The sequence below is a fragment of the Streptomyces sp. NPDC050433 genome (assembly GCF_044458565.1).
Lineage (GTDB): Bacteria > Actinomycetota > Actinomycetes > Streptomycetales > Streptomycetaceae > Streptomyces.
In genome coordinates this window covers 237,999-256,500 of the sequence record NZ_JBITIB010000006.1, presented here as the reverse complement: position 1 = coordinate 256,500, position 18,502 = coordinate 237,999, and the positions used below count along the sequence as shown (strand labels likewise).

General features: G+C 67.5%; 20 protein-coding genes and 2 pseudogenes. 12 read left to right on the top strand and 10 right to left on the bottom strand.

The window, feature by feature from the left end; translation table 11 throughout:
* Window positions 1-102 precede the first annotated feature (102 nt).
* A complete protein-coding gene (locus ACIBLA_RS10280; RefSeq protein WP_363245093.1) occupies window positions 103-2,154 on the top strand; it encodes an APC family permease in 2,052 nt (683 codons plus the stop codon).
* 83 nt (window positions 2,155-2,237) lie between these two features.
* The gene (locus ACIBLA_RS10275) at window positions 2,238-3,590 is read left to right on the top strand and encodes a TRAM domain-containing protein (protein ID WP_363245091.1); all 1,353 of its coding nucleotides are present in this window, start codon (window positions 2,238-2,240) and stop codon (window positions 3,588-3,590) included.
* A gap of 886 nt (window positions 3,591-4,476) precedes the next feature.
* Here the strand turns inward: ACIBLA_RS10275 and ACIBLA_RS10270 are convergent.
* Both ACIBLA_RS10270 and ACIBLA_RS10265 read right to left on the bottom strand, forming a co-directional pair.
* A complete protein-coding gene (locus tag ACIBLA_RS10270; RefSeq protein ID WP_399198350.1) occupies window positions 4,477-5,637 on the bottom strand; it encodes a DNRLRE domain-containing protein in 1,161 nt (386 codons plus the stop codon).
* 42 nt (window positions 5,638-5,679) lie between these two features.
* Window positions 5,680-6,372 carry a hypothetical protein gene (locus ACIBLA_RS10265; protein ID WP_399198349.1) on the bottom strand — a complete coding sequence of 231 codons (693 nt, stop codon included), beginning with the start codon at window positions 6,370-6,372 and terminating at the stop codon, window positions 5,680-5,682.
* A 1,055-nt stretch (window positions 6,373-7,427) separates the two neighbouring features.
* Between ACIBLA_RS10265 and ACIBLA_RS10260 the strand changes: the two genes are divergently transcribed.
* Window positions 7,428-7,952, top strand: coding sequence for an alpha/beta fold hydrolase (locus ACIBLA_RS10260; protein ID WP_399198348.1), 525 nt, complete (start codon window positions 7,428-7,430; stop codon window positions 7,950-7,952).
* Between the two features lie 104 nt (window positions 7,953-8,056).
* On the opposite strand, the gene ACIBLA_RS10255 is transcribed toward ACIBLA_RS10260, so the two are convergent.
* Window positions 8,057-8,446: a helix-turn-helix domain-containing protein gene (locus tag ACIBLA_RS10255; protein ID WP_363245088.1), complete on the bottom strand. Its 390-nt coding sequence runs from the start codon at window positions 8,444-8,446 to the stop codon at window positions 8,057-8,059.
* Between the two features lie 122 nt (window positions 8,447-8,568).
* Here ACIBLA_RS10255 and ACIBLA_RS10250 point away from each other — a divergent pair, with 122 nt between their 5' ends.
* The gene (locus ACIBLA_RS10250; RefSeq protein ID WP_399198347.1) at window positions 8,569-9,402 is read left to right on the top strand and encodes an enoyl-CoA hydratase/isomerase family protein; all 834 of its coding nucleotides are present in this window, start codon (window positions 8,569-8,571) and stop codon (window positions 9,400-9,402) included.
* A 145-nt stretch (window positions 9,403-9,547) separates the two neighbouring features.
* Here ACIBLA_RS10250 and ACIBLA_RS10245 read toward each other — a convergent pair.
* A pseudogene (locus tag ACIBLA_RS10245) lies at window positions 9,548-9,643 on the bottom strand (ATPase); the annotation flags it as partial.
* Between the two features lie 242 nt (window positions 9,644-9,885).
* On the opposite strand from ACIBLA_RS10245, the gene ACIBLA_RS10240 reads away from it, so the two are divergent.
* Window positions 9,886-10,371: a hypothetical protein gene (locus tag ACIBLA_RS10240; RefSeq protein WP_363245086.1), complete on the top strand. Its 486-nt coding sequence runs from the start codon at window positions 9,886-9,888 to the stop codon at window positions 10,369-10,371.
* Window positions 10,372-10,420: 49 nt separating this feature from the next.
* Here the strand turns inward: ACIBLA_RS10240 and ACIBLA_RS10235 are convergent, their stop codons facing one another.
* From ACIBLA_RS10235 to ACIBLA_RS10225, 3 genes are all read right to left on the bottom strand, one after another.
* A complete protein-coding gene (locus tag ACIBLA_RS10235; RefSeq protein WP_363245085.1) occupies window positions 10,421-10,846 on the bottom strand; it encodes a DUF6262 family protein in 426 nt (141 codons plus the stop codon).
* A gap of 112 nt (window positions 10,847-10,958) precedes the next feature.
* On the bottom strand, window positions 10,959-11,294 hold the full coding sequence (locus ACIBLA_RS10230) for a hypothetical protein (protein WP_399198346.1): 336 nt from the start codon (window positions 11,292-11,294) through the stop codon (window positions 10,959-10,961).
* Window positions 11,287-11,739: an ATP-binding protein gene (locus ACIBLA_RS10225; RefSeq protein WP_399198345.1), complete on the bottom strand. Its 453-nt coding sequence runs from the start codon at window positions 11,737-11,739 to the stop codon at window positions 11,287-11,289. The genes ACIBLA_RS10230 and ACIBLA_RS10225 overlap by 8 nt, the downstream gene beginning before the upstream one ends.
* A 299-nt stretch (window positions 11,740-12,038) precedes the next feature.
* Between ACIBLA_RS10225 and ACIBLA_RS10220 the strand changes: the two genes are divergently transcribed.
* Window positions 12,039-12,878, top strand: a complete 840-nt coding sequence (locus ACIBLA_RS10220; RefSeq protein ID WP_363241357.1) for a DUF5753 domain-containing protein — start codon at window positions 12,039-12,041, stop codon at window positions 12,876-12,878.
* Window positions 12,862-13,077 (top strand): DUF397 domain-containing protein, encoded by a 216-nt coding sequence (locus ACIBLA_RS10215; RefSeq protein WP_363241358.1) that lies wholly within the window; start codon window positions 12,862-12,864, stop codon window positions 13,075-13,077. The genes ACIBLA_RS10220 and ACIBLA_RS10215 overlap by 17 nt, the downstream gene beginning before the upstream one ends.
* Before the next feature lie 10 nt (window positions 13,078-13,087).
* On the opposite strand, the gene ACIBLA_RS10210 is transcribed toward ACIBLA_RS10215, so the two are convergent.
* On the bottom strand, window positions 13,088-13,642 hold the full coding sequence (locus tag ACIBLA_RS10210; RefSeq protein WP_399198344.1) for a hypothetical protein: 555 nt from the start codon (window positions 13,640-13,642) through the stop codon (window positions 13,088-13,090).
* A 726-nt stretch (window positions 13,643-14,368) separates the two neighbouring features.
* On the opposite strand from ACIBLA_RS10210, the gene ACIBLA_RS10205 reads away from it, so the two are divergent.
* From ACIBLA_RS10205 to ACIBLA_RS10195, 3 genes and pseudogenes are all read left to right on the top strand, one after another.
* Window positions 14,369-14,527 carry a hypothetical protein gene (locus ACIBLA_RS10205; protein WP_399198343.1) on the top strand — a complete coding sequence of 53 codons (159 nt, stop codon included), beginning with the start codon at window positions 14,369-14,371 and terminating at the stop codon, window positions 14,525-14,527.
* 45 nt (window positions 14,528-14,572) lie between these two features.
* Window positions 14,573-15,067: a tyrosine protein phosphatase gene (locus ACIBLA_RS10200; RefSeq protein WP_363241360.1), complete on the top strand. Its 495-nt coding sequence runs from the start codon at window positions 14,573-14,575 to the stop codon at window positions 15,065-15,067.
* Window positions 15,016-15,459 (top strand): annotated as a pseudogene (locus ACIBLA_RS10195) (Tn3 family transposase); the annotation flags it as partial. The gene ACIBLA_RS10200 and the pseudogene ACIBLA_RS10195, both read left to right, overlap by 52 nt.
* Before the next feature lie 75 nt (window positions 15,460-15,534).
* On the opposite strand, the gene ACIBLA_RS10190 reads toward ACIBLA_RS10195, so the two are convergent.
* Window positions 15,535-16,197, bottom strand: a complete 663-nt coding sequence (locus ACIBLA_RS10190) for a helix-turn-helix domain-containing protein (protein ID WP_363241361.1) — start codon at window positions 16,195-16,197, stop codon at window positions 15,535-15,537.
* Window positions 16,198-16,260: 63 nt separating this feature from the next.
* Here ACIBLA_RS10190 and ACIBLA_RS10185 point away from each other — a divergent pair, with 63 nt between their 5' ends.
* On the top strand, window positions 16,261-16,887 hold the full coding sequence (locus ACIBLA_RS10185) for a class I SAM-dependent methyltransferase (protein WP_363241362.1): 627 nt from the start codon (window positions 16,261-16,263) through the stop codon (window positions 16,885-16,887).
* Window positions 16,888-17,048: 161 nt separating this feature from the next.
* Window positions 17,049-17,450, top strand: a complete 402-nt coding sequence (locus tag ACIBLA_RS10180) for a hypothetical protein (RefSeq protein WP_399198342.1) — start codon at window positions 17,049-17,051, stop codon at window positions 17,448-17,450.
* A 32-nt stretch (window positions 17,451-17,482) separates the two neighbouring features.
* On the opposite strand, the gene ACIBLA_RS10175 is transcribed toward ACIBLA_RS10180, so the two are convergent.
* On the bottom strand, window positions 17,483-18,394 hold the full coding sequence (locus ACIBLA_RS10175) for a chlorophyllase (RefSeq protein ID WP_363241364.1): 912 nt from the start codon (window positions 18,392-18,394) through the stop codon (window positions 17,483-17,485).
* Window positions 18,395-18,502 lie beyond the last annotated feature (108 nt).

The window sequence follows — 18,502 nt, the reverse complement described above, 5'->3', positions numbered from 1 at the left end:
GGCGTCGCCGAATGTGACACAGGAGGCGACGCCGGGGCCTGGGCGGGCCCAGGCGGGGTGGTGCTTGGGACCGCGTATGCCGGACGGCTTACGATCCTCATCGTGCCGAAACTGACCGACGTGCCCAAGCGGATCCTGATCGGGAGGGCGCTGCGCAGCGACAGGCTGGGAGAAACGCTCCTCCCCAAACGCATCGCGCTGCCCGTCTTCGCCTCCGACCCGCTTTCCTCAGTGGCGTACGCGCCGGGGGAAGTCCTTCTGGTGCTCTCCATCGCGGGCGTGTCGGCGTACCACTTCAGCCCCTGGATCGCACTGGCCGTCGTGGTCCTGATGTTCACCGTCGTCGCCTCCTACCGGCAGAACGTGCACGCCTACCCGAGCGGCGGCGGCGACTACGAGGTCGCCAACACCAACCTCGGCCCCAAGGCCGGACTGACCGTCGCCAGCGCGCTGCTCGTCGACTACGTCCTGACCGTGGCCGTGTCCATCTCCTCGGGCGTCGAGAACCTCGGCTCGGCGGTTCCCTTCGTCATCGAGAACAAGGTCCTGTGCGCGATCGGGATAATCGTCCTCCTGACGCTGATGAATCTGCGCGGCGTACGGGAGTCGGGCAAGCTCTTCGCCATTCCGACGTACGTCTTCGTCACCGGCGTCTTCATCATGATCGTGTGGGGCTCATACCGCGGGCTCGTCCTCAACGACACCATGGCCGCGCCCACCGCCCACTTCGAGATCAAGGCGGAGGAGGGCGGACTGGCCGGCTTCGCGCTGGTCTTCCTGCTGCTGCGCGCGTTCTCCTCCGGCTGCGCGGCCCTCACCGGCGTCGAGGCCATCAGCAACGGCGTCCCCGCCTTCCGTAAGCCCAAGAGCAAGAACGCGGCCACGACCCTCGCGCTGATGGGCACCCTGGCGGTCACCATGTTCTGCGGCATCATCGGCCTGGCCATGGCCACCGACGTGAAGATGGCCGAGTTCCCGGCCAGGGATCTGCTCCGCGACGGTGTGCCGGTCGGCGAGGGCTACGTCCAGAACCCCGTCATCAGCCAGGTCGCCTCCGCCGTCTTCGGCCCGGACACCTTCTTCTTCGTCCTGCTCGCCGCGGCCACCGCGCTCGTACTGTTCCTGGCCGCCAACACCGCGTACAACGGCTTCCCGCTGCTCGGCTCGATCCTCGCGCAGGACCGCTACCTGCCGCGCCAGCTCCACACCCGCGGCGACCGTCTCGCCTTCTCCAACGGCATCGTGCTGCTGGCCGGCGCCGCCGCCCTGCTGGTGTGGGTGTACGGGGCGGACTCGACCAAGCTGATCCAGCTCTACATCGTCGGCGTCTTCGTCTCCTTCACCCTCAGCCAGACGGGCATGGTCCGGCACTGGAACCGGCATCTGCGGACCGAACGCGACAAGGCCAAACGCCGCCACATGATCCGCTCACGCGCGATCAACGCCTTCGGCGCCTTCTTCACCGGGCTCGTCCTGATCGTCGTTCTGGCCACCAAGTTCACGCACGGGGCATGGGTCGCCCTGCTCGGCATGGTGATCTTCTACGGGACGATGTCCGCGATCCGCCGGCACTACGACCACGTGGCGCGCGAGATCGCCGCCGTCGAGGGTCCGGGCGGCGACGGCGTACGGCCCTCCCGTGTCCACACCATCGTGCTGGTCTCCAAGCTCCACAAACCGACGCTGCGCGCCCTCGCGTTCGCGAAGCTGACCCGCTCGGACCGGCTGGAGGCGCTGAGCATCAACGTCGACCCTGTCGAGACGAAGCAGCTCAAGGACGAGTGGGAGCGGCGCGGCATCAACGTGCCGCTGAAGATCCTCGACTCCCCGTACCGCGAGATCACCCGCCCCGTCATCGAGTACGTACGGGGCCTGCGCACCGAGAATCCACGCGACGTGGTCAGCATCTTCATCCCCGAGTACGTGGTCGGCCACTGGTTCGAGCAGGTGCTGCACAACCAGAGCGCGCTACGGCTCAAAGGGCGGCTGCTCTTCACACCGGGCGTGATGGTCACCTCGGTGCCGTACCAGCTGGAGTCCTCCGAGGTCGCGAAGAAGCGCGCGCGGCGGCGGGCGGACTGGACCGCGCCGGGCTCGGTACGGCGGGGGCCGGTGGACACGCGGCCGAAGAAGGAGCCGACGGACCGGCACTGAGGTGTGTCGGTGGGGGGTGCTCACCGGACGTAGACTGGCTGGCTGCCGTCCGCGTATCCCTTTGTTTTGGAGCCCCGCCCGTCATGCAGACAGAACCGCAGTCTTCACAGCAGCCTTCGGAGCAGGCTTCGCTGGTCGGGGAGGAGTACGAGGTCGAGGTCGGCCCCGTCGCGCACGGCGGCCACTGCGTCGCCCGCACCGACGACGGCCGGGTGCTCTTCGTACGGCACACGCTGCCCGGCGAGAAGATCATCGCCCGCGTGACGGACGGCGACGAGAACGCGCGCTTTCTGCGTGCCGACGCCGTCAGGATCCTGGACGCCTCCAAGGACCGCGTCGAGGCCCCGTGCCCGTACGCGGGGCCCGGCATGTGCGGCGGCTGCGACTGGCAGCACGCCAAGCCCGGCGCGCAGCGCCGCCTCAAGGGCGAGGTCATCACCGAGCAGCTTCAGCGGCTGGCCGGGCTCACACCGGAGGAGGCGGGCTGGGACGGCACGGTCATGCCCGCGCCCGGCGACAAGCTGCCCGCCGGCGAGGTGCCCCAGTGGCGTACGCGCGTGCAGTACGCCGTCGATGCCGACGGCCGGGCCGGACTGCGCAAACACCGCTCGCACGAGGTGCAGCCCGTCGACCACTGCATGATCGCCTCCGCGGGCGTCAGCGAACTGGGCGTCGAGAAGCGCGAATGGCCCCAGATGGCCTCGGTCGAGGCGATCGCGGCCTCCGGCTCCGGCGACCGCCAGGTGATCCTCGCCCCCCTCAAGGGCGGCCGGCTCCCGCTGGTCGAACTGGACAAGCCGGTCTCCGTCCTGCGCGTGGAGGAGCACGACGGGGGAGTGCACCGGGTCCACGGCCGCGCCTTCGTCCGCGAACGCGCCGACGACCGCACCTGGCGCATCGGCATGGGCGGCTTCTGGCAGGTCCACCCGAAGGCCCCCGAGGTCCTGGTGGAGGCCGTGATGCAGGGCCTGATGCCCCGCAAGGGGGAGACGGCCCTCGATCTCTACTGCGGGGTGGGCCTGTTCGCGGGGGCGATCGCCCAACGCGTGGGCGAGACGGGCGCGGTGCTCGGCATCGAATCCGGCCGCCGCGCGGCGGAGGACGCCCAGTACAACCTCCAGGACCTGCCCCGGGTCCGTATCGAACACGGCAAGGTCGACACGGTGCTGCCCCGCACCCAAATCACCGAGACGGACCTGATCGTCCTGGACCCCCCACGCGCGGGCGCCGGCAAACAGGTGGTCCACCACCTGGCGGGCCTGGGCGCCCGCCGCATCGCCTACGTGGCCTGCGACCCGGCGGCACTGGCCCGCGACCTGGCGTACTTCCGCGAGTCGGGCTACAAGCCGCGGACGCTACGGGCGTTCGACCTGTTTCCGATGACGTCGCATGTGGAGTGCGTGGCGATTCTTGAGCCTGCCGCGAAGGGCGCCTGACTTGTTCGGCTCGTTCTGATGGGGTGTCAGGTGGTTATTGGGTCGGTTGGGGAGCCGTCGAGGTGGCGACTTGGTAGCCGTCACTGCCGGAGGGTGGCGGCGCGGCGTCAGTGTGAGCTCTCCCTCTGTGGGGATGTACTGATCGTAGCCGGGGACCGTGAATTTGAGGACCGGAGTGAAGAGGCCCGTAGCGATCTGATCGCCATTGGCGGCGTCGGGCATTTTTGGCGCCGATGACCAGAGGTCGAATTTGGTGTCACCGTCGAACTTCCACTGGCTCGGTGAATCCTCACGGCCGGGATAGAGGCCGGTGTAACAAGCCTCCTCGTCTCTGGCTTCCGACGGAACTCCGGCGGTCCAACTTCCCTCGCACTCCAAGGTGGCTTCTAGCTTGGAGCCGGCCTTGTTGAAGTCCCCGCTGGTGATGAAGACGTCGACATTGAAGTCGAATTCGACGTACTGGGTGTATGTGCCGCCGTCCAGGCCGCCGATCTTACCCTGTCCGATGAGGGTGTTTCGAGATATGAAGGTGCCCTGCAGGTAGCATCCCGGCGGCCACAGTCCACACTTGATGGCAGGCATTACCGTCAAGGTCTCCTGGCAGTAGGAGAAACGGTTCTTTATGTACCCGGCCCTGTTGTCCGAATCGTCAGCGTTGACGCACTCATCGACGTCGGCGATGTACTCGTACTTGTCGAAGCCTGAATTCTCAGGCTTGCGGCCGCGGGGAAACCTCGTGCTGGGAATGGTATAGGTGCGTTCCCATTCCGCCATTGTCACGGCAGGTTCCCGGGCAGAGGGGCCAACCCGCGGCTGGATGCCCAGCGCTTCCAGGTTGCCGTCTCTGTTAAGGACCTCCTCCACCTTGGCGGGGTCGGCAATCAGCTCAGGGTTGTTGATTGTGTAGGAATCGCCCGGCTGAAGTGTGGTGGGGACGCCGGCTGCCGCTGTCTCCACCACGAACGTGCGCCACGGTGACCAGTTGAGGTTGTAGTGGGTGCCGTCGTAGGCGTTGGTGCGGAACTTGTACGTCTTGCCGTCCACGAGCTGACCGTCCGGGACCTGCACTGTCGCCCACTCGCCAGGGGTGACGGAGTTGGAGACGAGTAGTCCTTCGCCGGCCGGCGTGGTGATGGGGGTGTCGGTGGCGGCGTCGTAGACCTGGAAGGTGCCGCTCACCAGGTCGCCGTCCGCGTCCTCGAACTTGTCCCTCAGTGTGGGTGTGAGGGTGTTGACGCCCCACATCGTTGTGGGAGCGGAACGGCGGGCCGGCTTGCTGGGCGGTGCCGTCGGAGGGTCGGTAGTTGTAGGTGACGGACAGCTTGGGCTGGTTGGCCGTGTTGTTCGCGGAGTTGACGCGCTTCCACGCCCGGATGTCGTCGGTGGCGGCGCGCAGGCCCATGTGGCCGCGGGTGGCCTTGGCGGAGGCCCAGGACTGGACGAGGGTGTCGACGTCGGCGTTGATCCAGCCGTCGGGCTGGGCGGCGCAGTCCGGTGAGCCCGTGGTCTGGGTGGAGGAGTGGTACTCCTGGTTCCAGGTGGGCTGCGAGGTCCAGCGCGAGGACGTGGAGGGTGCGCTGGTGTCCCAGACGGTCCACTTCTGGGCGGTGCAGTCGGTGTTGCCGGAGTGGAAGTTCCACAGCGCCGGGTTGGTGTCGACGATCAGCGCGTCCTGGATCGGGGTGGTGTTCCAGGTGATGAACGAGCGTGCGCTACGCGGGGTGCCGTCGGGGTTCTTGGTGCCGGGGTTGCCGAGGTCGAGTTCGACGTCGCTGGACCAGTCGACCGTCTCGCCCTGTTGGACGTAGGTGTCGAAGGTGTTCGACAGCGCGGAGGTGGACGGGTCGACCGTGACCGGGTACTTCGTGTCCGGGTCGGCGAGGAACTTCGCCGACGGGGTGACGACCAGGTCGAGCCGGCCCGCGCCCTTGTTGACGACCTTCATGTCCACGCGGGCGCGGTTGGTGTGCTCGCCGGAGCGCTTGTCGAGGGAGGCGTCCCACATCACCGGGGCGGGCATGGTGGCACGCTTGGCATTGGTCTTCACGTCGGTGAAGGGTGACCGAACCGTCCTTGTTCGCCTTCGCCTTCAGGCCCTGGCCTTGACCGGGAGGGTGTAGGTGTAGGCGCCGGTGGGCCGCTCGTTGATCTCGACGAACTGCTCGAAGCCGGTGCGGGTCGCCTCGACGATGACGTCGGCGCCGGGCACGGCGTTGTGGTAGCGGGCGCGGGTACCGTCCAGCTCGGGCTTCGGCAACCCGCCCTTCCACTGCAGGGTCACCTGGCTCTCGCCGCTGCCCAGGGTGACCAGATCACGCGCGCTGTCGCCCTGCGCGGCCCGCAGCGACGTCGCCGGCGTGCCGCCCTTGCCACCCAGGCGCAGACCGCCCGGGTGCGCCTTCGCGGTGACGCTTCCGTCCGGGGCTTCGACGAGGGCGGCGTCGGCCTTCTGCCACCGGCCGCTCTTCCAGACCCGCTCGGGGCCCGCGGTCAGCTCGGTGGTCTCGTCGGTGACGACGACCTTCTTGCCGGTCTTCTTCGCCTCGGTGAGGGCCCCGGCGATCGAGCCCTTCGCGTGCTTGGCAGCCCAGGCGAGAACCGATGCGAGATTGTCGGCCTTCGACTGCTGGACCGCCTTCGCGGCACCGGATTCCGGCGCGGGCGCCGCGCTGGCCGGCAGCGAGGCCCCGGCTATGAGCGCGGTCTCGACGACCAGGAGCAGCGCGGCCCCGCCCGCGATGCGCGCCCGGCGCCGAGCCCCTTGTTGTCTGTGTGATGACACGGAAGCGTGTGTCCTTCCCTTGAGAGAAATGCGACACGCGTACGAGTTGCGTGCCAGCAGCGCAGGACACTACGCAGAAGCATCATGCAGACACAGGTAGTTATCGGTCGTGGCTCATAACCGCCGCAACAGGCCCGCGAGTTGCAGCGGAACCCTGCCTTCAGACGCGTTAATGATCACATCGGCCATCGTGCACGCTCAGGCGGAACGCCGCACTACAAGGCCACGAAGTCTGCTGGAGGCGGACGCCGGGAAGCGAGGGTTTCGGGCACGGAGCAGCGAGGAGGGCCTCACTCTGCGAAGACACGCTGCCGCCGGCGGATTTCACACGGAACTGGTCAGCGCGATACGGGTGGGGGCGGTTTCCAAGAACGATTGGCTCGATCAGCAAACCGCTGAGAAGTCTGCTCAGCCGAGGGGACACGAACCGCTGCTGTTTTCCTGGGTCTCTCAGGCATGTCCGGGTGCGCCTGACCTGTTTCCCGACGTGCGCGACGTGGACCGTAACGAAGGGCTGGGCAGTGCTGTTGACCTGCCGTCCACTGGGGCGCCGGGGAATCACGGATGGGTTGTCCCGTCTACGCATGGACGAGTGCGAGTTGCCGTGACGCTCATCTGACGCTTGTTCTGATGGGGCGTCAGGAGGCAACGGTGGCCGGGGGGGGGGAGTTGGATGCGCGGTGACGTCGAGAGTGGCGGGATCGCGATATCTGTCGGCGGATTAAGGCGTACCGAACGCTGGTGTGGCCGCTCTAAATTCGACCCATGGAAGAGATCAGCTACCAGGCGGCCGACGACTGTACCCTGCACGCCACCGTCACCGGAGAGGGGCAGGCCCTGGTTCTTATGCATGCCGGCGGCCCTGACCACAAGAGCATGCTTCCGCTGGCCGAACGGCTTGCCGATCGCTTCATGGTCGTACTGCCCGACCTGCGAGGCTACGGCCGGTCGGTCTGCAAGGACCCGGCCCGCTATACCTGGGCCCAGTATGTCGAGGACGTAATGCGGCTCCTGGACACATCGGTCTCTCCAGTGCCGTACTCGCCGGCGCAGGCTTGGGCTCCACGATCACGCTTCGGACGGCTGCCGCATACCCGGACCGGGTCCGGGCAGCCGTGCTCATCGGGGTTGAGGACATTGAGGACGACGAGGCCAAGAAGGCGGAGATCCGCTTCCTCGACGCGTTCGCCGCCCGCGTCGAGGCTGATGGCATCGAGGCGGGTTGGGAACCCATCCTCGCCCGTTTCCCTCCCGTTGTCGGTGCCATGGTGCGCGACGCCATCCCCCGATCGGACCCCGCCAGCATCGTGGCCGCAGCCGCTATCGGCCATGACCGTTCCTTCCGGAGCGTGGCCGAAGTCGCGACGATCACCGTGCCGACCCTCATCTTCCCGGGCACCGACCCACGCCACCCCACCGCTCTTGCCGAAGAGGCCGCCGACACCCTCCCCAACGGACAACTGGCCATGATCCCGATCGGCGACGACCTCCGGACTGCCGTGGACCTCGCCCGCGCCACCGCTCCCGCCATCCGTGAATTCCTGACCAGATTGGTCATGCCCGTGATCGACGAGGGGTGACCATGGCGGTTGGATGTGCGGTGACATCCGACGTGACTGCTGGAGGTGCGGTGGCCACCTGGCTTCATCGATGTCGCCGGAATGGGGTTCTCGGGCACGCCTTCTCAGCTCTGAACCCGTTGGTCATAATCCATTTGGTGCGCCCGGATCTCGTCCGCGTTGTTGACCGTCCAGTCGTACAACCGGCCGAACGGCTCCCGCAGGGATTCGCCGAGCGGGGTGAGAGAGTACTCGACCCCGACCGGCGAGGTTGGCAGCACGCGGCGCACGATCATCCCGTTGCGTTCCAGGCGGCGCAGGGTCTGGGTCAGGACCCGCTGGGTCACGCCTTCAAGGCGGCGCTTGATCTCGTTGAACCGAGTGGGCTTGTCAAGGACTGCCATCACCATCATCGACCACTTGTCAGCGATCTGGTCGAGGATCGGGCGGCTGGGGCAGTCGGACCGGTAGACGATGTCGATGCCGGCGTCGCCGCCGGTTTCAGAAATGGCCATGTCGGTATCCTTCGCGATCCTTGCGATGCCTGAAGTGCGTTATTGACGCCGGTCGCCCACCGTCGCAGGGTGAGTATGCATCAGGAACCTAGATGCATACCAGGTACCGATCGGAGATCCCCATGAACCACGACGCCTACGCGACCCTGCGGGTGAGTGTCGAGGACGGCATCGCCCGCGTCACCCTCGACAACCCACCGGTCAACGTCCTGAACGTCGCCCTGATGGCCGACCTCCGGCACCTGCTGACCGCGCTGAGGGACGACGACTCGGTTCGGGTGATTGTGTTCGACAGCGCCAGCCCGGAGTTCTTCATAGCCCACGTCGACATGTCGCTCGTCGACACGCCAGACGCCTTCGACGAGCTCGCGGCCGACCTTCCGGACGGCGTCAACGTCTTCCAGGCTCTGGGGGAACTGCTCCGGCACCAGCCTCAGGTGACCATCGTCAAGCTTGCCGGGATGGCGCGCGGAGGAGGGGCGGAGTTCGTCACGGCCGCGGACATGGCGTTCGCGGCGATCGGTCGCGCCGGGATCGGCCAGATCGAAGCTCTCATGGGCATCGTGCCTGGTGGAGGGGGCACTCAGTACCTCGCCAGCCGGGTCGGCCGCAATCGCGCCCTGGAGGCGGTGCTGGGTGCCGACCTGTACGACGCCGAAACCGCGGAGCGCTACGGCTGGGTCAACCGGGCCGTCCCTGCTGACGAACTCGACGACATCGTCGACCGCCTCGCCCGCAACATCGCAGCCCTGCCCGAGGGTGTGATCGCGGCGGCCAAGCGCGCCATCGTCCCTGAGGACCTGGCCGAGGGTCTCCTGCGGGAGCACGATGCCTGGGCGGGCCAGTTCGTTCGCCCCGCGGCCGAGCGGTTGATCCGCGGCGGACTGGCCCACGGTGCCCAGACCCGCGACGGCGAGCGCGATCTGGAGGGCCTGCTCCGGGGACTGGCCGGATAGGACTCGGACGAGGGCCCCACCTACTCACCGGTGCCCTGCCGACCGCGACAGCGTGCGGCCCGCCCACCTCATCGGATGCCAACGTGGCCGACCGTCACGTCGCCTCGTAGACCGCCGATGAGGTGGTGCGTGACCACCTGAGAGGTCAGCCGGCCTGCGCGGGCACTTCGGCGCGGGCGCGGGTGCCGGCGAGGCGGAAGGAGTCGGTGCCGGTTTCGATGATCGTACCGTTGAAGGTGAGGCCCTCGCGGACCCGGTAGCCCTTCATCGCCGCCTCGGTGCCCAGAGCGATGAGCGTCGATGCTCGGGTTGGCGTCGAAGTCGAAGGCCTGGAGTTATCTGGGGTAACGGTGAAGGAGCCTCGCAAAGTCGCTGTTCAGGAAGTTGCGGACGCGTCCGAAAGGTGGCTGAGGTTCACCGTCTGCCTAGTTGAGGGTAAGACGCTGTCCTGTTGGAACTGTGGTGCATCCGTAGGATCACGTCATGACTGCCGATGCCCCGCTCACCCGAGAGTCGTTCCGGCGCCTCCATCCGATTAACGCGCCCAGGCCGGTGCCCAAGTTGCCCGATCGTGTCTGGACCGACGAGGACTGGGACCGGATCCGGCGCGGATATCGAGCCCGGGACATGGATGAGAAGTGGAACGTCTTCGCCGAAGCCGATGTCCTTTTCATGCACCGGAGTTGGACCGGTCACGGCGTCTATGAGGTGTCCTTTGCCCCCGTGACTGGTGGTGGGAGGAGGATCGCCTCTGCCGTGGTGGAGGCCGATGGGGAGCGCTATCGGAGCATGGGCGACGAGTACGACCGTCTGATGATGGAGCTGATCATCAGCGCGATCGTCCTCGGTGAGCCAGCCACCGACCTCCGAGCCGGACTCGTGGAGCTGACTGCTCGGGCTTCGGGGAAGAGTGATCTTCCCTCGGGTGTGGTGGAGCACAGTGTTCTGGGATTGCGTTCTGGATCGTGAGCTGTGGAGCCCGGCGAGTGCTGTCACGGTCTCGGGTTATGTGACTGGATCAGGCGTTGCAGGCGCGGGATCTCGCCGTGTGCCGCGGCCAGTCGTTGTTCGAGCTCTTGGACGCGCTCTCGGTGGTGGCGCGCTCACGGCGGAGGGCTTCGGTAAGGGCATGAATCACTGTGCCGTCGTCAGCCGAGGGTGCCTGCGGGGGAGACTGGTTCTCGGTCCTTTGCTGACCGCGCAAGGTCTCGATGCGTTTGCGCAGATCGGTGTGGGCATAGAGAAAGCCCAAGCTGACGCCCGCTGCGCGGGCGACGGCCCGGAAGTTGATCTCCTCGCCCTCCTTGACCAGCCTTCGGATACCCGCCTCCGCTCGTTGGACGGCCTGCTGGTGCTTGTCCTGTGCGGCCTGCCGCAGAGCGGCGATCCGCCGGCCAGCAGGAGGCATGGTCTCCGGGACCGCGTCGTTCGGCCGCTTGTTCATGAGCGCGATGCGGGTCTGGTGCACCGAGGACGGGACCAAGCTCGGAGACTTCTGACGGGGTCGGCCCCGCCGGGCGTGGGTGCCGGGTGCGAGCGCGTACCGGAACCCCGCGTTACGCGTGCCCGCCGTCGGCCGTTCCCGTCAGCCGCCGTGCCCACGCCGCGAGCAGGCGACCCGTCGCGCGGACGACACCGCGTACGGGCGGCCCGTCCCGGTTGACCTCGGCGGGCGGCGGTTCGGCGGGCCGGCGCTCGGGCGGGATGACCGTGACGAGAGAGGTGGCAGGCACACGTACCGGGGACCCGGCTCGGAAGGCGAGCACCACGGCCAGGCCACCGGTGGCGTACCGCTCCACGCGGCTGCCGGTGACCTCGCGCCGGATGCCGTCCAGTGTGACGTGATCGCCGGGCACCACGCGGAAGGCCCACTGCAACCGCTCGTCAGCCATGGTCCGGGCTGCCGTTCGCCCTTGCGGGGAGCGTCAGGTTCGCCCACACCATCTTCCCCGGCCCCTGACGCGCGCTCACGCCCCAGGTGTCCGCGAGGGCGGCGACGAGGACGAGCCCCCGTCCGTCAGAGGCTTCCGGGTTGGGGGTACGGGGCTCGGGTGGGTCCTCCGAGGCGTCGTGCACCTCGATCTGCAGCCCGTCCGGGCCCGGGACGTAGTGCGTCTCGATCTCCCGGCCGGGGGAGACCCGGGCGTGCCGGGCGGCGTTGGTGAGCAGTTCGGAGAGGACGAGGGTCGCGGAGCCCTCCAGGGCCGACAACCCCCACCGCCCGAGGGCCTTGCGTAATTCGAGCCGGGCCAGCCCGACGCAGCTCGGGTGCCGGCTCCAGCGCAGGACGACGGGGCGGACGGGGCGGAACTGGTTGGTGTCCGGGAGATTCGACATCAGACCGCTCCCGAAGGGTGACACGTGTCCGGATTGACGCCAAAAGCGCCCCGGAGAAAGGGGAATGGGGAATTCGGCGGCGCCCAGAAGGGTGGGGCGATAAACTTCGCCATTGTCGGAGGGGCTCCTGTTGCGCTTCGGCCACGCCCCCGGACGTTGCAGCGTCGCGGGGGTCTTGCGTGGGGCGGGCTTTTCGGTGTGGAATCACCTTCGCCGAGGACCGGGTCACCGGACATATCCGGGCTGTCACCAAATGCCCTGTGTGGACAGGGAATTAAACGAAAGCAGGTTCGACCGGGGTGGAGCTGAACAGCGAATCAGGCAAGGTCACACCGCGTGTGAGGCTGGGCAAGCGACTGCGCAGACTGCGGGAGCGGAAAGGGTTGTCGTTACGTCAGCTCTCCGAACAGGTGGGCGGCTATTCGCACAGCTATCTCGGGCGGGTCGAGTTGGGAGAGCAGCTTCCGTCGGAGGCGTTGGTGGACTCACTGGACGAGTTCTTTGATACGGACGGGGTGTTGGGGGAGCTGCTGGAGTTGGCGCACGAGTCGGTGATCTCCGACTACAGTCGGACGTTCGTGAGCAAGGAGTCGCTGGCGGAGCGGATTCAGGTTTTCACGAGCAGCCATATTCCGGGCCTTCTTCAAACCGAGGGCTACGCCCGAGAGTTGTTCCGGAAAACGCTTCCTGGTGAATCCGAAGGGAAGTTGAGCGAGCGTGTGGCTGTCAGGATTCGGAGGCAGCGCATCTTTGAGCGCGAAGTCGCTCTTCCCTATTGGGCGATCATGGATGAGGCGGCTCTGAAGCGACCGCTGCGGGACTCGCAGTGCATGGTTGAGCAATTGGGTCATATCGCCCGGTTCGCTATGCGCCCGCGCATCGAGATTCAGGTGATCCCTTTCGTGAAGGGCGGGCACCCCATGCTCGGCGGAAGCTTGACCTTGATGACCCTCAAAGAGGGCGGGACGATGGCCTTGGTCGAGAGCTTCGACTCAGGAGAGGCAGTAGAGTCCACAAGGAGGGTGGTCGAGCTCACCGAGCGCTTTGACCTGGCCCGTTCGTTGGCGCTGACGGGCGATGACTCGCTGGACCTGCTCCGTGAATACCTGAAAGGTTACGAAGATGAATGTGATTCCTGATGCTTCTACTCTGACCGCCTGGCGCAAGTCGAGCTACAGCGAGAACGGAGGCGGCGGGTGCGTCGAGGTGTCCGACGGGTACGCCTCCGGTGTGCCCGTCCGTGACAGCAAGGTCCCGCATGGCCCCGCGCTGATTTTCCCGGTTGCTGGTTGGTCGTCGTTCGTCGCGGCGGTCAAGGGCGGGCAGCCGCTCTCCTGAACTCGACAGTTCAGGTTTTGGTGTTCGTCAGGTGCGGGCCGATGTAGCCCACGTAAACCCGGCCCGTGCCCGGCCCGTCGTCGTAGAAGTGCAGGCGTGGCGAGACGGTGTTGCCGCCGCCGATACGGATGTGCGCCTCCATGTACACCTCGCCGGACCGGTCCACCGCGAGCGGTACGGGGAAGGTGCGTTCCCTGCGCCAGGCGCCACGGTTGCCCACTGTGTCGGACTCCTTCATCTTCACCTTGCCGGCCGAGAAGGGGTAGGCGTCGTTGGGCGGCCGGGAGCACCAGGAGCGGAAGTCTCTGCCGGCCGTGCCGGACGCGCCGGTGAAGGCGAGGTGTGAGAACTCGGAGAATCGTTCGAGCAGTTCGGCGAACGATGTCGGGTGTGTGGTGGGCTCCTCAGCGGGCGTATGGGTCAACTCGTACTGGCCCACTTTCTCCAGGCTGACCTGGAGGGACCTGACCTGACGGCGGAGGCGACGCAGCTCCGTTTCCAACTCCTCGTTCTCGCCGCGTAGTTCGTCTTCACGCCCCTCGGTCTGCTCGGCCTCGCCGAGCATGGCCGTCAGGGTCTCGTTGTCGGCCTGGGGCGGGTGCGCTGGACGGGAAGAGTGTCGAGCGGAGCGGGCAAGGGCTGCCGCAGGGCGAGCCGTTGAGGGAGAGAGGCGAGCACTGACGCCGCCCTGCGAGGATTCGCCTCGATGGTGGACCGTGCCATCACCGGATGCCGCTGGGCGTCGGGCTTCCACGCGAGATCGATACCGGGCAGGTAGGTACGGATTCCGCTGCCGAAGACCGGGTGGTACTCCAACTCCCTGTTGAACGCGGTCAGTGCCTCGGGCGTGAGGACGTAGCGACTTCGGGGATGTCGGCCGGTTCTATGAAGTACGGCGTCGCGGTGACGTCCGCGAGACCGTCCTGGGCCGCCAGTGAGTCGAGCAGCAGCTTGGCGATCTTCGGAGTGTTGGCACGGGTGGGGAACTGATCCGGAGAGGCGGGCCGGTGCTCGATGTCGAGCTGTACCCACGTTCGGCGCTCGTCCTCACGGTGGTGAGGAGCCGTTGCTCACCGCCGACGGGCCGCACTCCGACGCCTTTCGGCTGGTGTGCCGGCACGCCGCCGAACTGAGGGAGTGGTTCGAGCGCACGTGCTCGGCCAGATCACCAGTCACCGCGCGCGATCGACGATCGCGACGCAGCTCTACAACGCCAAGGAGCCCATGACCTTGTTCGAGCTGCAGGCTTGGCTTGGCCACGGCTCACCAGGGACCAGCCAACTTGCAGCGCATGCTCGTGAGCATCCCACTCACCGACGAGGAACGCGCCGCCGTCGACGACGGCCAGAGCGCCTGGACGCCCTTCTCGAACGTCTCGCCGACGTGGCCACCCCCGACGGCCCGACCCCACGCGAACCACGCGCCGAGCCCGGTCGAGCCCTGCCGCTGACCATCCGGTCACCCACCGGCCCCACCGACCGAAAGTGCTGCTGACATGCGACCCACCCTGTTCAACATCGACCTGCCCGGCCCAGGCCGACTGAGCACCATGGCCAAGCCCCGCGGCTTGGACTGGCTCGAAGACGAGATGAGAGCCCTGAGTATCGCCGGTGTCGACATCCTGGTGAGCGCGCTCACGCGACCCGAGGTCGACGAACTCGGCCTCGCCGAAGAAGCCCAGAGAGCCTCGGCCGCAGGACTGCAATTCGTCGCAATCCCCATCCCCGACCGCACCGTTCCCACCCTCGCCACGGTCCTGCCCACCTTGCGCGACCTCGCCGCACAGCTCAGGGGAGGAGCCCACATCGTCACCCACTGCCGCGCCGGCATCGGACGCGCGTCCCTCCTCGCCGCCGCACTCCTGATCCTCAACGGCGTCGAACCCAACGCCGCCTGGACTCAGATCGAACAGGCCCGGAGACTCGCCGTCCCGGATACCGACGAACAGCGATCATGGACGCTGGAACTGATCAAACACGCATCATCCTGACAATCAGATTCCACAGAATGCTCCGCGTCGTCGACCCGGTCGACGACACCTGCCGCCGCCAGATGAACCGCCTGCTCACCGAGCAGGAGTCCCGCCACAAGTTGGCCCGCGACGTGTGCCACGGCAAGCGCGGCACCTTCCATCAGGCGTACCGGGACGGCATGGAGGACCAGCTCGGATCGCTCGGTCTGGTCCTCAACGCCGTGGTGCCCTGGACCACCCGGTACATCGACGCCGCTGTCGCCCAGCTCCGCGCCGAGGGCCACGAAGTCCGGGACGAGGACATCGCCCGACTCTCGCCGCTGAAGCACCGCAACCTCAAGGCCTTGCGGCCGCTGCGCGACCCGGACGCCGCCGGGCTCGACGATGATGACGACGGTGCAGTGGAGTGAGCGTCCCGGTCAGCTTCCGCAGCCGTAGCCGGTCGCGGACTCTGCTTCGGCGGCTGTCGCTGAAGGGTCGGTGGCCTACTCGTGGTCTGTACAGAGGTGGGTAGTGAGGGCCACACATGCCCACTCCTCCCAGGCGTCGGGGGACCAGCCCCGGTCGCGGACGAAGATCAGGTATAGCTCCGGACTGAGCAGCCCGTACAGCAGGTCGGCGGCGCGGGCGGTATCGACGTCGGGGCGGGCGTCGGGCTTGGAGGTCAGTGCCTTCGCTGCGGCATGCTGGACGGTGTAGCGCGGATCGGGGCCGGCGGGCCACTGCGCGGCGATCTCCGGGTCCGTGGCCGCCGCAGCCGCGATCAGCGGCATGATCGGGGCGACCCGGCCGAGGATGTCGCGTACGCCCCGCACATGGGCGCGCAGTTGCCCGGCCGCGGTGGGCTCGGCGCATGCGGAGTGGAACCAGTCGCGGTCCATCGTGGCGACCGGTTCGGCGTCGCCCGCGATGGACGTGTCGACGACGTCCTTGAACAGCGCGCGCTTGTTTCGGAACACGAAGTACACGGTCTGGACGGCCACGCCCGCGCGATCCGCAACCTCCTGAAGGCTTGTCGCACCGTACCCCTGCGCGACGAACAGGTCCCGAGCTGCCGCGACGATGTTTTCGCGGGTGCGCCGCGAGCGCTCGGCCCGCTTGTCGGGGCGCTTGGCGTTCTGTCCGTCGGATCCCTTGACCGCATCCATGTCGAGAGTCTATCTCTAGAGTCAGTCACTAGAGTTGAACTCTAGATTCTTGGAGGGGGAGCGATGAGTAAGACCCGGACGGCTGCGGAGCTCGACCAAGAGGCGGCTGTGCGCCGCGTGTTGGAGGACTTCTACCGGGACGGCAAGCCGCCGTGGGACAGCGGCATCACGCCACCCGAGCTCGTGGCCCTGATAGAAGGGCCCGGCGCGCTGATGCCGGGCCAGGTCCTCGAACTCGGCTGCGGCACCGGAACCAACGCGGTGTACCTGGCCCGGCACGGCTGGCGGGTGGCGGCCGTCGACATGGTCGACCGCGCGGTCCGGCAGGCGAGGGAGAAGGCCGACGCCGCCGGAGCGGACGTCACGGTGCTGTGCGGGGACGCCACCCGACTCGACGAGGTGGGCATGCCCGGCCCGTACGACCTGTTCTTCGACCTGAGCTGCTACTGCGGGATTCCACCGCACCGCCGCGACGCCTACGCCGCCGGCCTCACCAAGCGTGCCGCCCCCGGTGCACGACTGCTGATGTTCGGGTACGGGCCCGGGGCGTTTGACGACTCGTGGTCCGGCGTCACTGCGGACGAACTCAGCGCCAGGTTCTCCGGGTGGCAGCTGACCGATGTGACGCCGGGCACGAACCCGGTCCCGACGTTCTGGTTCACGCTGCACCGTGCCGCCGCCGCAGCGTGAGCTCAGTCGCACCGGGCATCTTCGGGCCACGGGCATCGCGCGCGCGGTCGTTCTCACAAATGAACATCTGTGAGAGATCTGCGAAAGACCCGGGAGTAATCACGTCTCCGCAGGTCACCGTTGGCAAAAGTCCTCTCGAAACCGGCCCCGCGCTCACCGTCGTGCCCGCGCCCCGCACCGAGCGGCCGATCCGGATCGGGTACGCGAGGACATCGACCGCCCGGCAGGAGCTGGCGAGCCAGCTCGAAGCCCTCCACCGTGCGGAGTGCCACAAGGTCTTCAAGGAGCAGATCGAGCGCAACTGCATCCGGGAGAAGACCCTCGAAGGCCAGGTCACCGCAGCGGCCAAGGGCAACCACGGCGGCATGCTCACCTTCGCCGTCGCGCTCAAGGACAAGGGCGTCCCCGTCCCCGAGATCGCGCACCGGGAAGCGGAACTCGGGGGCCTGGAACTCCTCCAGGGAAGCGCCGACGGGCCGGGCGGCGTCAACGTGCGCCTCGAACCGGCCCAGCGTGCCCGTCGGCGCCGCCTCGGTGCCGAACTCCGCCCCGCTCGCTGCTGACCGCCGAGTGTGTCCCGGCGGTCAGGCTGAGCTCACTTGCCGGCGAGGCTCCACGTACCGTCGCTGCCTTCGGCGGTGCTGTTGAGGGCGGTCCACTCGGCGTCGTCGAGGTTGAGGGCTGCGCGGAGGTAGGCGGAGATCGCGTCGGCTGTGAGGGCGACACGGGCGGGGTCCTCGTCGGTGGTCTCGGCGACCTTCTCGCCGGCGATTCCGCCCATGGTGTGCTCGGCCTCGGTGATGCTGAGCAGGCTCTTGGGCGCCGGGCTGAGGTGGTAGGCGTCGGTGAACCACTCCGGCCCGCGGGTGGAGAGCTGCGAGTCGTCCTTGCCGCCCGCGACGACCAGGGCCGGGGTGGTCATGGTGGAGAAGTCCGGCTTCATGAACGGAAGGTTCTCGGCGGCGAACGGGGTGAGGGTGTCGCCGGTTCCCGTCGCCCCGATCAGCGCGCCGGCCGAAACCGCAGAGTGGGAGAAGTCTTCTCCCGCAACACCCTCGGCGTCCAGCACGCGCGCACCGAGGAGGGCGCCCGCGGTCTGGGCGCCCCAGGAGTGACCGACCACGGCAGTGCGCTCACGGTCGGCGCGGGTCTCCAGGCCGGCCTGGGCCAGGACGTCTGCGAGGTGGTCGAGGATTGCGTGCAGGTCGGTGATCCGCACGCGCCAGATGGTGGCGAAGCGCGGGTCGTCCCAGGCGATGGCGTTGCGCCGGGAGTCCAGGTGGGTGGGCTGCACCACGACGAATCCGGCGGTGGCCCACCTGTCGACGAGGGGCTCGTACCCGTCCAGTGACCACGCGTTCCCGTGGGAGAAAACGATCACAGGCAGGTTCTGGCCCGACCGGGGTGCGGTGACCTTTACCTGAAGGTCAATGCCGCGCCCGGGCGAGGGAACAACGATGGGCTTGACCGAGACGATCTGCTGGCTGAGGGAGTGGGACGAGGACATGGACGAGGACATGAGGGTCCTGCACTTTCTGTGAGTACCGGGATGCCATAATTTGGCGGAGCGCCGTTCCGCCAAACTAGCGGAACATTGTTCCGCGAGCAAAGGGAG

Bases quoted from the DNA above. Each gene is read 5' to 3' on its own strand.
- ACIBLA_RS10240 (WP_363245086.1), top strand. From the start codon at position 9,886: ATGACTGCCGATGCCCCGCTCACCCGAGAGTCGTTCCGGCGCCTCCAT.
- ACIBLA_RS10275 (WP_363245091.1), top strand. From the start codon at position 2,238: ATGCAGACAGAACCGCAGTCTTCACAGCAGCCTTCGGAGCAGGCTTCG.
- ACIBLA_RS10230 (WP_399198346.1), bottom strand. From the start codon at position 11,294: ATGGCTGACGAGCGGTTGCAGTGGGCCTTCCGCGTGGTGCCCGGCGAT.
- ACIBLA_RS10225 (WP_399198345.1), bottom strand. From the start codon at position 11,739: ATGTCGAATCTCCCGGACACCAACCAGTTCCGCCCCGTCCGCCCCGTC.
- ACIBLA_RS10190 (WP_363241361.1), bottom strand. From the start codon at position 16,197: ATGGATGCGGTCAAGGGATCCGACGGACAGAACGCCAAGCGCCCCGAC.
- ACIBLA_RS10200 (WP_363241360.1), top strand. From the start codon at position 14,573: ATGCGACCCACCCTGTTCAACATCGACCTGCCCGGCCCAGGCCGACTG.
- ACIBLA_RS10210 (WP_399198344.1), bottom strand. From the start codon at position 13,642: ATGCTCGGCGAGGCCGAGCAGACCGAGGGGCGTGAAGACGAACTACGC.
- ACIBLA_RS10250 (WP_399198347.1), top strand. From the start codon at position 8,569: ATGAACCACGACGCCTACGCGACCCTGCGGGTGAGTGTCGAGGACGGC.
- ACIBLA_RS10175 (WP_363241364.1), bottom strand. From the start codon at position 18,394: ATGTCCTCGTCCCACTCCCTCAGCCAGCAGATCGTCTCGGTCAAGCCC.
- ACIBLA_RS10185 (WP_363241362.1), top strand. From the start codon at position 16,261: ATGAGTAAGACCCGGACGGCTGCGGAGCTCGACCAAGAGGCGGCTGTG.
- ACIBLA_RS10205 (WP_399198343.1), top strand. From the start codon at position 14,369: ATGCTCGTGAGCATCCCACTCACCGACGAGGAACGCGCCGCCGTCGAC.
- ACIBLA_RS10255 (WP_363245088.1), bottom strand. From the start codon at position 8,446: ATGGCCATTTCTGAAACCGGCGGCGACGCCGGCATCGACATCGTCTAC.
- ACIBLA_RS10235 (WP_363245085.1), bottom strand. From the start codon at position 10,846: ATGAACAAGCGGCCGAACGACGCGGTCCCGGAGACCATGCCTCCTGCT.
- ACIBLA_RS10215 (WP_363241358.1), top strand. From the start codon at position 12,862: ATGAATGTGATTCCTGATGCTTCTACTCTGACCGCCTGGCGCAAGTCG.